This window comes from Pseudomonas sp. 14P_8.1_Bac3 (assembly GCF_025466085.1).
In the GTDB taxonomy this organism is placed as follows: domain Bacteria; phylum Pseudomonadota; class Gammaproteobacteria; order Pseudomonadales; family Pseudomonadaceae; genus Aquipseudomonas.
The window spans coordinates 16,046-28,224 of sequence record NZ_JANLOD010000023.1 but is presented as its reverse complement, the minus strand read 5'-3'; the positions used below and the strand labels follow the sequence as shown (position 1 = coordinate 28,224).

Here is a 12,179-nt window from a genome sequence, read left to right as displayed (position 1 = left end):
GTACTCCGCGCCTTCGAGCAGCGGCAGGTCGCTGATGCGTTGCTGGCTGTCGCTGACCATGCCCTGCAGCAGGCGTGTCCAGTGTTGCGCCATGCGTTCGATGGTTGCGGCGTCGAACAGGTCGTTGGCGTAGGTCAGCGCCGCGTGCAGGGTGCCGGCCTTTTCGTAGGTGTCCAGGGTCAGGTCGAACTGGGTGGTGCGCCCTTCCCACTCGATCGCGCCCAGCTCCAGACCCGAGGCGGTGGTGACCGTGGCAATGTCCGCGACTTGCGGCTGGTGGTTGTACATCACCTGGAACAACGGGGTGTGGCTCAGGCTGCGTTCCAGTTTCAAGGCTTCGACCAGACGCTCGAACGGCAAGTCCTGGTGCGCCTGGGCACCGAGGGCGGTTTCCTTGATCGCACCGAGCAGATCCGCGACGCGGGTCTGGCCGTCCAGTTGTGTGCGCAGTACCTGGGTGTTGACGAAGAAGCCGATCAGGCCTTCGATTTCGCCGCGGTTACGGTTGGCGATCGGTACGCCGATGCGGATGTCGGTCTGCCCGGTGTAACGGTGCAGCAGCGCGTTGAACGCCCCGAGCAGCAGCATGAACAGGGTCACGTTGTGCTGTTGCGCGGTGGTGCGCAGTTGCTCGGCCAACACGGGGTCAACGCCGAACTCGTAGCGGGTGCCGCGATAGCTGGGCATGGCCGGGCGCGGATGATCGGTGGGCAATTCCAGCACCGGGTGCTCGTCGCCCAGTTGCGCCTGCCAGTATTGCAGCTGCCGGGCCTGCTCGCCGGCCTCCAGCCAGCGGCGCTGCCACAGCGCGTAATCGCTGTATTGAATCGGCAGTGGCGAAAGCTGCGGTTGCACGCCGGCATCGTGGGCGTCGTAGCAGCGGATGAATTCGTCGATCAACACGTTCATCGACCAGCCATCGGAGACGATGTGGTGCAGGGTCAACAGCAGCACATGCTCTTGCTCGGCCAGCTTCAGCAGCTTGACCCGCAACAGCGGACCTGCTGCCAGATCAAACGGTAGCAGCGATTGCTGCTGCGCCGCGTGGGCCACCGCCTGCTCGCGTTCCTGCGGTGGCAGCTCGCTGAAATCGACGTGCTCGATCAGCAACGGGGCGGTGGCCGGCACTTGCAGCAACGTGTCGTCGGGCTGCTGCTGGAACACCGTGCGCAAGGTTTCGTGCCGCGCCACCAGACTGGCGAACGCCTGGTCCAGCGCCGCCAGGTTCAAGCGGCCCGTCAGGCGCACCGCGCCCGGCAAGTTGTAGGCGCCGCTGTGCGGGTCCAATTGCCAGAGGAACCACATGCGTTGCTGCGCATAGGACAGCGCCTGCCGATCGTCCGCCTCGACGCCCTGGGGAATCGGGAACCGGGCGAAATCCACGCCCTCCTTGTGCAAGGCCGCGAGGAACACCTGGCGCTTTTCCAGGGGCAACCCGATAAACCGGCGAGCAAGTTTCAAGGAGTCTTCAGCATTCATTTCTTAGCATCCGGATCAGTGGCAGGAAGCGCAAAGGCACGTCGTCCCTATAAAACGAATGCAGTCCGGAAAAATTAGCGAATGGGAACAACTATCAGAGGGGAGGTAAAACGAGGTGAATCAGACGCCGAAAACACTGTGGGAGCGGGCTTGCTCGCGAAGGCGTTGTGTCAGTCAACCGCTTCGTCGAATGACACGCCGCCTCCGCGAGCAAGCCCGCTCCCACAGGGGTAAAGCAGTGATTAGTCAGGCCGTTGCAGCCATCGCGTGCCGCCGACGATGCACATCCAGCTGATCCTTGATCACCCGCAGCACCTTGGCCTCATGCTCATGAATAAAGAAATGCCCGCCCGCCAGCATGTCCACCGAGAAACTGCCGTGGGTTTCCTTGCTCCAGCCGATCAATTGTTCGGTGGTGGCCTTGTCGGTCTTGCCGCCGAGCACGTGCACCGGGCAGTTGAGCAGCGGCCGCTGCACTGGCTGGAAACGTCCGCACATCAGGAAGTCGGCACGCAGGATCGGCAGTGTCAGGCTCATCAACTCTTCGTTGGCCAGCACCTCTTCGCTGGTGCCGTTGAGCGTGCGCAACTGATCGATCAACTGCGCATCGGTTTTCGGCTCGGCAAAACCGCGATCGTAGTCGGCACGCAGGGTCGGCGCCGCCGTTCCCGAGGCGAACAGCGCCACCGGCTCCGGGCCGCCCAAGGCACGAAAGGCATGGGCCATCTCGCACGCCAGCAAGGCGCCGAGGCTGTGCCCGAACAAGGCGTAGGGCGCACCGAGCCTGGCGTTCTGTTCGTTGGCCAGTTGCAGCGCCAGCGCCCGCATGTCCGTGTGCAACGGCTCACCGAACCGGGCACCGCGTCCTGGCAGTTCGACGGGCTGCACCTCCAGCCACTGCGGCACTTTGCGCCGCCACCGGCTGTACACCATCGCACTGGCGCCGGAATACGGCAGGCACAGCAAGGTCAGCTTGGTCACCGCGTTCACCTTAAAAAGTCGTCTATCACCATGAACGCACAACGACCGTCGCGAATTAGTCAACCGCCCGGATAAATTTGCCTGGCGCCGCTTCGTGCCCTGTTTCAACTCGGGCCGCGGCGGGTAACTCGCTCCCTGTAGGAGCGAGGTCATTTCAGGTGGCGGTAGGTGGGGATGGCCGAGCCCAGCACCACCGCCCCCGCCGCAATCGCCACCCAGAAGCCGCTGCGCGCCCCGAACGCATCCACCAGCCAGCCCGAACTCGCCGCGCCGATCGCCACGCCGATGCTCAGCCCGGTCACCAGCCAGGTCAGGCCCTCGGTGAGTTTGGCCGGCGGTACGATGCGCTCCACCAACGCCATCGCCACGATCAGCGTCGGTGCAAAAAACAGCCCGGCGACGAACACCGCGAGTGCCAACCCGAAAATGTTCGAGGCCAGCAGCAACGGCAAGGTGGTCAGCGCCGTCGCCACGCCGCCGTACAGAAACAGGCGCGGCAGCGGCGCTTTCGAGCGCAACGCGCCGAACGCCAGACCGGCCAGGCACGAGCCGATGGCATACACCGACAACACAATGCTCGCCGCCGCCGGCTGGCCCTGCTGCTGGGCAAACGCCACGCTGACCACATCGACCACGCCGACAATGGTGCCCATGGCGACCATCAACAGCATCAGCAGTTGAATATCGACGGAACGGATGATCGAGCCCTGATGATGCGCTTCATGGGGATGAATCGCCGGCTCGGTGTCCCGTTGCAGGACAAACGCGGTGACGCCAATTGCCAGCATCAGCAATGCCGCCAGCGGCCCGGCCTCGGGAAACGCCGCCACGCACAAGCCTACCGACAGCGGTGGGCCGACAATGAAGCACACTTCGTCGAGCACCGATTCCAGGGCATACGCAGTTTGCAGCTCGGGCTGGCCGCGATAGACCTCGGTCCAGCGCGCCCGCACCATCGCCGACATGCTCGGCATGCAACCGGCCAGCGCGGCGAACACGAACAGCGTCCAGTGCGGCGCCTGAAAGCGCGTGCACAGCAGCACCAGCAACAACGCCCCGCCACCGATCAGCGCCGACACCGGCAAAATCCGGCGCTGGCCAAAACGGTCGACCAGACGCGACACCTGCGGCGCACAAAACGCCGTCGCCAGGGCGAATGTCGCCGCCACTGCGCCGGCCAGTCCGTAGCCGCCTTGCAACTGCGACAGCATGGTGATCAGGCCGATGCCGGTCATGGAAATCGGCATGCGCGCGATCATCCCGGCCAGCACAAAGGCGCGGCTGCCCGGGGCTTTGAACAGTTCGCGGTAGGGGTTGGCCATGGTTCGGGTCTCGACAGGGGCCTGCAAGTTGCCATATGGCCACTGAAGGGGAAAGCGTGAAATTGTAGGGTGAATGTGAAGCCCTGCTCGCGAAGAGTCCGGCAACGCCAAGACCACCAGTCAACCGACCGACTGACAAAACTTTCACCCTCCCCCGTGAACTCTCCCTACCGCCCGCCAGTCAGCTAAATAAGCCCTCACCGCAAGGTGTTCACTGACATGCTGATTTCTCTCGAGCAACAAGTCGCGCTGGTGACTGGCGCCAGTTCCGGCATCGGCGCTGGCGCCGCCAAAGCCCTGGCCGCCGCCGGCGCTGCCGTGGTGATCAACTACAATTCCCAGCCCGAACCCGCCGAGCAACTGGCCCGACAGATCATCGCCGAGGGCGGTCGTGCCCTGGCCATCGGCGCTGATGTTTCCAAAGAAGACGACGTCGAACGGCTGTTCGCACAAACCGTCGAAGCGTTCGGCTCACTGGACATTCTGGTGGCCAATTCGGGCATGCAAAAAGACGCCAACGCCGTGGACATGACCCTCGCCGACTGGAACCAGGTGATCGGCGTCAACCTCACCGGCCAATTCCTCTGCGCCCGCGCCGCCCTGCGTATTTTCAACCGCCAGGGCATCCGCGAAGGCGTGTCCCGGGCGGCCGGCAAAATCATCCACATGAGCTCGGTGCACCAGCGCATTCCCTGGGCCGGCCACGTCAATTACGCCGCGTCCAAGGGCGGTGTCGACCAACTGATGCAAACCCTCGCCCAGGAAGTCAGCCACCAGCGCATCCGCATCAACGGCATCGCGCCGGGGGCGATTCGCACGGCGATCAACCGTGCCGCCACCGAAGGCGACGCCGCCCGGCAACTGCTCAAACTCATTCCTTACGGCCGCATCGGCGACGTCGAGGACATCGCCAATGCGGTGGTCTTCCTCGCCTCCGATGCCTCCGACTATATCGTCGGCACCACCCTGTTCATCGACGGCGGCATGAGCCTCTATCCGGAGTTTCGCGGCAATGGCTGATCATCATCCCGAACGACAAAGCGCCATCGACGCCCACGGCATCATCGGCGACATGCGCAGCGCCGCACTGGTCAACGACAAGGGCAGCGTGGATTTTTTCTGCTGGCCGGAATTCGACAGCCCGTCGATCTTCTGCTCGCTGCTCGACACCCCCGAGGCCGGGATTTTCCAACTGTCGCCGGACCTGCCCGACGCCCGTCGCGAACAGATTTACCTGCCCGACACCAATGTGCTGCAAACCCGCTGGCTCAGCGACCGCGCGGTGGTCGAGGTCACCGACCTGCTGCCGATCGGCGACAGCGAGGACGATCTACCGATGCTGATGCGTCGGGTCCGGGTGGTCAGTGGCCAGGCGACTTTTCGCATGCGCTGCGCCGTGCGCCACGACTACGCCCGGGCCAAAACCCGTGCGCGGCTGGATGATAAGGACGTCGCATTTGAGGCAGCCGGTCAGCCGTCCATGCGCCTGTCTTCGGATCAGCCGCTGCGCGTCGAAGGCGACGGGGCGGTGGCCGAATTCACCCTGGAGCAGGACCAGAGCGCGCAATTCCTGCTCGGCGGTTTCGACGATCCGCGCTTCAAGGAAGGTGCAGCCGCGTTGTGCCTGGAGCGCACGCTGAAGTTCTGGCGCGACTGGAGCGCCCAGTCCAACTACCGCGGACGTTGGCGCGAAATGGTCAATCGCTCGGCCCTCGCGCTGAAGCTGCTGACCTCGCGCAAACACGGGGCGATCCTCGCCGCAGCGACCTTCGGCCTGCCGGAAACACCTGGCGGCGAGCGCAACTGGGACTATCGCTACACCTGGATCCGCGATGCCTCGTTCACCGTTTACGCGTTCATGCGCCTGGGGTTCGTCCAGGAAGCCAACGACTACATGCGCTGGGTGCGCGGACGGGTCAGCGATTGTCACGGCAACCCGATGAAAATCAATATTCTTTACGCCATCGATGGCCGTCAGGAACTGCCGGAAACCGAACTCTCGCATCTTTCCGGCCATGGCGGCGCGACCCCGGTGCGCATCGGAAACGGCGCCTACGATCAAGTGCAGCTGGATATTTTCGGCGAGCTGATGGACGCGGTGTACCTGGTCAACAAGTACGGCGACGCCATCTCCCATGAAGGCTGGAAACACGCAGTGGAAGTGGTCGATCAGGTCTGCGAAACCTGGCAACAGAAAGACGTCGGTATCTGGGAAATGCGCGGCGAGCAGCATCACTTCCTGCACTCGCGGCTGATGTGCTGGGTCGCCGTGGACCGGGCGATTCGCCTCGCCTCCAAACGTTCGCTACCCGCGCCGTTCGCCCGCTGGGACCAGACCCGTCAAGCGATCTACGCCGACATCTGGGAAAATTTCTGGAACGAGGAGCGCGGGCATTTCGTCCAGCACATGGGTGGCACCGCGCTGGACGGTTCGATGCTGCTGATGCCGCTGGTGCGCTTCGTCAGCGCCAAGGATCCGCGCTGGCTGGCGACCCTCGAAGCCATCGAGAAAAACCTGGTGCGCGACGGCATGGTCTATCGCTATCGCAACGACGACGAGCGGATCGATGGCCTCGACGGCACCGAAGGCGCGTTCGCCGCCTGTTCGTTCTGGTATGTCGAATGCCTCGCCCGGGCGGGTCAGGTGGAGAAGGCGCACCTGGAGTTTGAGCAACTGCTGCGCTATGCCAACCCGCTGGGCTTGTATGCCGAAGAGTTCGACAGCCATGCGCGGCATCTCGGCAATACGCCACAGGCGTTGACGCACTTGGCCCTGATCAGCGCGGCAAGTTTTCTGGATCGGAAGTTGAGTGGGGAAAAGAGTTCCTGGCAGCCTTGAGACCGTGTCGCTTCGATGGCCAGCGAGCCGGCTCCTGCAGAACCGTTTGCGGTTCACGGAGCTTTGTAGGAACCCGGATCGGGCGACGTATTTTAATCAGGTGACGGAAACAGACGTCCAAGCATGATTCGGCAGCCTGTCAGGAGTGTTCAATGAGCCCGCTGATCAATTACGCCGTGACGCCACAACTGACCGTCGCCTACGAACAACACGGCCCCACCAGCGGTGAAGCCGTCATCCTCCTTCACGGCTTCCCCTACTCGCCCCGTGGCTACGACGCCATTGCGCCAGCGCTCGGGGCGAAAGGCTACCGCGTCATCGTTCCCTACCTGCGCGGCTACGGTCCTACCCGTTTCAACAGCCCCGAGACCCAGCGCTCCGGCCAACAAGCCGCGCTCGCTCAGGATTTGCTGGAGCTGATGGACGCGCTCACTATCGAAAAAGCCGCGCTCTGCGGCTACGACTGGGGCGGTCGCGCGGCGTGCATCGTCGCGGCGCTGTGGCCGGAGCGGGTGCGTTGCCTGGTCACTGGCGACGGTTACAACCTCCAGGACATTCCCGGTTCGATCCGGCCGCGGGCACCGGAAACCGAGCACCGCCTCTGGTATCAGTTCTACTTCCACACGCCTCGCGGTGTCGAAGGCCTGACCGCACAGCGTCGGGCCCTGTGTGAACTGCTGTGGACGTTGTGGTCACCCACCTGGGCCGAAGGCCCCGCGCGCTACCCGCTCAGTGCGCCCGCCTTCGATAATCCGGACTTTGTCGATGTGGTGATCCACTCCTACCGCCACCGCTTCATGTACGTCGCCGGTGATCCGGTACTGGAATCGATGGAAGAGGCGCTGACCCGGCAACCGCCGATCAGCGTGCCGACGATCTCTCTGTGCGGCGCCGACGACGGCGTAGGCCCGCCACCGGAGATTGACGACGATATCGAGCATTTCACCGGGCGATACGAGCGCCGCGTGCTGGCGGGCGTCGGGCATAACATCCCGGAAGAAGCGCCCGAGGCCACGCTCAAGGCATTACTGGATCTGCTGGAACGCTGACGGAAAAACGTTCGCGATACGCTTGCGGCGTTACGCCCATGGCCCGTAGAAAACTGCGACGCAGCGTTTCTTCGCTGCCAAACCCGCATTGCACCGCGACCCGTTTGATCGGTGTGCCGGTGTCGCTGAGCAAGCGTCGCGCGGTTTCGACCCGAATCAATTCGATGGCCCGCGCGGGTGTTTGCCCGGTGTCGGCGCGATAGTGGCGGACGAAGCTGCGCTCGCTCATGCCGGCCTGCAACGCCAGGGTCGCAACGCCGAGTTCCATTGTGAGATTTTCGCTGATCCAGGCATGAAGGTCGTCGAAACGGCTGCCTTGCTTTTGCAATGACAAGGTCACGCTGAACTGTGACTGGCCGCCCGGACGCTTGAGAAAGACCACCAGTTGCTGCGCGACTTCCAGGGCCATGTTGCGGCCAAGATCCGCCTCGACCATCGCCAGCGCAAGGTCGATGCCGGCGGTGACCCCGGCCGAGGTCCACACCGGGCCGTCATTGATGAAAATCGGATTGGGCTCGACCCGCAGCCGAGGATGGGTCTGCGCCAGCTGCTCGCATCGGGTCCAGTGCGTGACCACCCGCCGGCCATCGAGCCAGCCACTGGCCGCCAGCAAAAACGCCCCGGTACACACCGATGCCACCCGCCGACACCCCGCCGCATGGGTTCGCACCCACGCCACCAGCGCTTCATCCTCCGCCGCTGCGTAAACGCCCCAGCCGCCGGCGATAATGAAGGTGTCGCTGCCTTGCGCCGGTAACGGCTCGGCCAACAGCGCCAGGCCCGCCGACGACATCACCGCCCCGCCGCCACTGCCAATCACCGTCGGCGCGTAGGGCGCAGGCAAGCCTTTCTGGCGAGCGATATCGTTGGCCGAGGCGAACACCTGCAATGGCCCGGTGACATCGAGCAGTTGCACGTTGGCGAAAGCGAGCACATGAATAGTCTTGGGCATGTTTGGCGTAATTCGTGGGGCAATTGGCGTATGCGCCAAATCCTACGAGCCTAGAGTGAAGCCGTCCACCCACTTTCCGAGAAAAACACCATGACGCTGCAGATCGGTTTTCTGTTGTTCCCGCAGGTCCAGCAACTGGACCTGACCGGCCCTTACGACGTGCTGGCCTCGCTGCCGGACGTGAAGGTGCACCTGATCTGGAAGGACCTGCTGCCGGTCACATCCAGCACTGGCCTGGTTCTGCAACCCAGCACCACCTTCGGCGACTGCCCGGCGCTGGACGTCATCTGCATCCCTGGCGGCAGCGGTGTCGGGGCGTTGATGGAGGATGGCGAGACGCTGCGGTTCATCCAGACTCAGGCGGCTCAGGCGCGGTATGTCACCTCGGTGTGCACCGGCGCGCTGGTGCTCGGGGCGGCAGGACTGTTGAAAGGCAAACGCGCGACCACACACTGGGCGTATCACGAGTTGCTGGCACCGCTGGGCGCTATTGCGGTGAAGGATCGGGTGGTGCGCGATGGCAATTTGCTGACGGGCGGCGGGATTACCGCTGGAATCGATTTCGCGCTGACACTGGCGGCTGAATTGTTCGATAAGGACACGGCAGAGTTGGTGCAGCTACAGCTGGAATATGCCCCGGCGCCACCGTTTCATTCGGGCAGCCCGGAGACGGCACCTGCCGCTGTCCTGGAGGAAGCCAATCGGCGTTCGGCGCAGTCCCGGCTGCAACGGACATTGATAACTGACCGGGTCGCCGCAGCACTCAATTGGTAGGTAGTCATTGTGGGAGCGAGCCTGCTCGCGAAGGCGTCATGTCAGTCAATGTCGATGTTGTCTGACGCGACGCTTTCGCGAGCAGGCTCGCTCACACAAGGGTTGTAGTCGACTTTTCTACAGACGAAAAAAAACCCGCCAGAGGCGGGTTTTTCCCAAGACCATTATCGACTCCCTGTCGTAGCGAATCCTTGCTGATGGTCGATCGTCCATGATCCTGAAGCACTCCCTGTGCTTCAGTTGATGGGGCTAGATTACGCATCGGATCCAATCTGCAATAGACGATATAGCTACCATCGCGTGTAAGACATTCGCTATAGCCACCCTTCCGAAAACCCTTAGAGACCTAAGGGTCCTAGCGCCAAAGCCGCGAGTTTAGCGACCTGCAGCTGACCTTCGGCTGCGAGGTGGTCGTCATCTTCGAGAAACCAGGCCGCCGATAGTCCGGCAAACGCCATTACCCATTGCAAAAGCCGTCGACGCTCCAAGCCCGCGGCCTCCACTACGACATCGATCTGTCGGTGGAAACGCTGCGGATCGGCCGCCGTGGGCAGTTCGGGGTTGCAGATCAGGTTGGCGTAGTCGAATCCACGCTCGCCGGTTACCCGCTTGGGGTCGATCGCCAGCCAGCCGCGCGGGCCGAAATCGAGGACATTGTCGTGGTGCATGTCACCATGCAGCACCACCACGTCCTGGGGATCGGCCAGCAGTGCTTCAGCGCTGGACAAGCTGAGAGAATAAGCGCCGCCGTGCTGTTCAGCCGCCAGACGCAGCGACTTGAACCACGGCGCCAAGGGGACCAGTGTCGGTGGCATCGAGGGCCGTGGCGCATGCAGCCTTGCCAGCGCCGCACACAGGATACGAGTGGCCTCGTCGTCCTGACCGTTGAGCGCCATGTGCATCAGCGATCGCTTGCCCGTGGCCCGCTCGAGCACCATCGCGTTGGCGTGCTGTGCATAGACGCGGGCAGCGCCCTCACCGTCCCACCAGGACATCAGCAGGTTGCCGAACCGTTCCTCGGCGTCGATAGCCACTTTCAACATCGCCGGCACGTCATGCATGCGCACCGGTAACAAACGGCTGCCGGGCGTAATGATCGGCTCGCCGTCCGGCACCAGCACCCAGCGTTTCAACCAGGGTTCGAACACGCAGGCGTTACTCTTCCTGATGCTCATGAGCCCGGGTGTTGGTCTTCAGAAACTCTTCGATGTTGTTCATCTGCTCGTCCCAACCACGGCTGTCCATGCGGAACGCCTTGAGCCGCCGCGTTTGCGGGATGTGATCGAATCCGGACTCGGTCACCTTGAGCAGGGTGCCGTTATCCATGTCTTCGAGTTCGAAGAGCACCAGGGTGGTGGGTTCCTGGGAGTAGTCGACGTCCGGCTCGACGGCGTACGGGTGCCAGCGGAACGAAAACACCCGCTCCGGCTCGACCCGCTCCACCAGGACATTCCACAGCAAGTGCTCATAACCGGGGTAGGTAATCTGCCCCTGGGTCCACTCGCCGGCGACAAAACGCTTGCCTTCCAGTGCAACGCCAAACCATTGGCCGAACGCTTCGGCGTTGGCCAGCACGCGCCAGACCTGCGAACGCGGCACTTTAAGCAGGATCTTCCTTTCGATGCGATCTGATGCTGGGTTCATAAGTCACCTCCTGTAATGAACAGTAGGCCTGTGAGACCACAAGTCCAACCCTAAAGTTGTATCAATCGGTCTGTTCAATCAACTTGCCTGAAATATTCGGCCGCACATCCGGGGCAAAGTTCGGGATGGCGAATGGAAAGGACCTGCTACCGTTTGCAGGGACGCTATGACCCGACAAGGAAAATCCATGCAGGCATCACTTCCCGAACGTTATCGCGGCACCCTGCTGGGCCTGGCCTGTGGCGATGCGGTTGGCACCACTGTTGAGTTCCAGCCTCGCGGATCGTTCCGGCCCCTGACCGACATGGTTGGCGGCGGCCCTTTCAATCTGAAGCCCGGACAATGGACTGATGACACTTCGATGGCGCTATGCCTGGCTGAGAGCCTGCTGAGCCAAAACGGCTTCGATGCCGCCGACCAGATGGGTCGCTACCTCAATTGGTGGCAATGGGGCTACCTGAGTTCCACCGGCGATTGCTTCGACATCGGCATCACCGTGAGCGAGGCCTTGACCCGCTTCCAGCAAACCGGCGAGCCCTTCGCCGGCTCCACCGACCCGTTCACCGCCGGCAATGGCTCGTTGATGCGCCTGGCGCCGGTGGTTCTGTATGACTTCCCCGACGACGAGCGGATCAGAACATTTTCCGCGAAAAGCTCCCGCACGACTCACGCGGCGCCGGAAGCAATCGAGTGTTGTCAGTTGTTCGCCGAACTGATCTGCAAGGCGCTGCACGGTGTGCCCAAATCAGACTTGCTGCGCGCTTCCGTGACGAGGTATCAGGAGTCGAAAGTCGCGGCCATCGCGCGGGGTGATTACTTCGCCAAGCCGGAAAGTGAGATCCGTGGCAGCGGCTATTGCGTGGCGTCACTGGAAGCAGCGCTGTGGTGTATTCACCATACGGACAGTTTCGAAAGCGCCGTCCTCAAAGCAGCCAACCTGGGCGATGACGCCGACACCACGGCCGCCATCGTCGGCCAACTGGCCGGAGCGTTTTACGGGGTGCAGGCCATTCCCGATCGCTGGCTACGGAAGTTGCACATGCGCGAGCACATCGAGGCGTGTGCTGATCAACTGCTCAAGGCCTCTACCGAATGAGGCTTCGCTACACTGCAACCCATCTTTTTCTGTTACCGCGAGA

The 12,179-nt window shown here is 62.9% G+C and carries 11 protein-coding genes; 5 read left to right on the top strand and 6 right to left on the bottom strand.

Going from position 1 to position 12,179, the window contains the following annotated elements; all coding sequences use genetic code 11:
• From NTD84_RS08450 to NTD84_RS08440, 3 genes are all read right to left on the bottom strand, one after another.
• Positions 1–1,479, bottom strand: a 1,479-nt coding sequence (locus NTD84_RS08450; RefSeq protein WP_262164694.1) for a condensation domain-containing protein, incomplete at its 3' end; no start/stop codon positions are given.
• Positions 1,480–1,725: 246 nt separating this feature from the next.
• On the bottom strand, positions 1,726–2,460 hold the full coding sequence (locus NTD84_RS08445) for a thioesterase II family protein (RefSeq protein ID WP_262164693.1): 735 nt from the start codon (positions 2,458–2,460) through the stop codon (positions 1,726–1,728).
• Positions 2,461–2,609: 149 nt separating this feature from the next.
• Positions 2,610–3,782 (bottom strand): MFS transporter, encoded by a 1,173-nt coding sequence (locus NTD84_RS08440; protein WP_262164692.1) that lies wholly within the window; start codon positions 3,780–3,782, stop codon positions 2,610–2,612.
• A gap of 219 nt (positions 3,783–4,001) precedes the next feature.
• Here NTD84_RS08440 and NTD84_RS08435 point away from each other — a divergent pair, with 219 nt between their 5' ends.
• The 3 genes from NTD84_RS08435 (at position 4,002) to NTD84_RS08425 (ending at position 7,670) form a co-directional block, all read left to right on the top strand.
• Positions 4,002–4,802, top strand: coding sequence for a glucose 1-dehydrogenase (locus NTD84_RS08435; RefSeq protein ID WP_262164691.1), 801 nt, complete (start codon positions 4,002–4,004; stop codon positions 4,800–4,802).
• Entirely contained in the window at positions 4,795–6,621 is a 1,827-nt protein-coding gene (locus tag NTD84_RS08430; RefSeq protein WP_262164690.1) for a glycoside hydrolase family 15 protein, read from the top strand. Before NTD84_RS08435 ends, NTD84_RS08430 begins: the two co-directional genes overlap by 8 nt.
• A gap of 152 nt (positions 6,622–6,773) precedes the next feature.
• The gene (locus tag NTD84_RS08425) at positions 6,774–7,670 is read left to right on the top strand and encodes an alpha/beta fold hydrolase (RefSeq protein WP_262164689.1); all 897 of its coding nucleotides are present in this window, start codon (positions 6,774–6,776) and stop codon (positions 7,668–7,670) included.
• Here NTD84_RS08425 and NTD84_RS08420 read toward each other — a convergent pair.
• Complete coding sequence (locus NTD84_RS08420; protein ID WP_262164688.1) at positions 7,639–8,622, bottom strand: GlxA family transcriptional regulator; 984 nt, start codon at positions 8,620–8,622, stop codon at positions 7,639–7,641. The genes NTD84_RS08425 and NTD84_RS08420 overlap by 32 nt on opposite strands.
• Positions 8,623–8,712: 90 nt before the next feature.
• Here NTD84_RS08420 and inhA point away from each other — a divergent pair, with 90 nt between their 5' ends.
• Entirely contained in the window at positions 8,713–9,396 is a 684-nt protein-coding gene (gene inhA, locus NTD84_RS08415; protein WP_262164687.1) for an isonitrile hydratase, read from the top strand.
• Between the two features lie 338 nt (positions 9,397–9,734).
• On the opposite strand, the gene NTD84_RS08410 is transcribed toward inhA, so the two are convergent.
• Positions 9,735–10,544: an aminoglycoside phosphotransferase family protein gene (locus tag NTD84_RS08410; RefSeq protein ID WP_262164686.1), complete on the bottom strand. Its 810-nt coding sequence runs from the start codon at positions 10,542–10,544 to the stop codon at positions 9,735–9,737.
• A 7-nt stretch (positions 10,545–10,551) separates the two neighbouring features.
• A complete protein-coding gene (locus NTD84_RS08405; RefSeq protein WP_262164685.1) occupies positions 10,552–11,040 on the bottom strand; it encodes an SRPBCC family protein in 489 nt (162 codons plus the stop codon).
• Positions 11,041–11,227: 187 nt separating this feature from the next.
• Here NTD84_RS08405 and NTD84_RS08400 point away from each other — a divergent pair, with 187 nt between their 5' ends.
• Positions 11,228–12,136, top strand: coding sequence for an ADP-ribosylglycohydrolase family protein (locus NTD84_RS08400; protein ID WP_262164684.1), 909 nt, complete (start codon positions 11,228–11,230; stop codon positions 12,134–12,136).
• Positions 12,137–12,179: the final 43 nt, after the last annotated feature.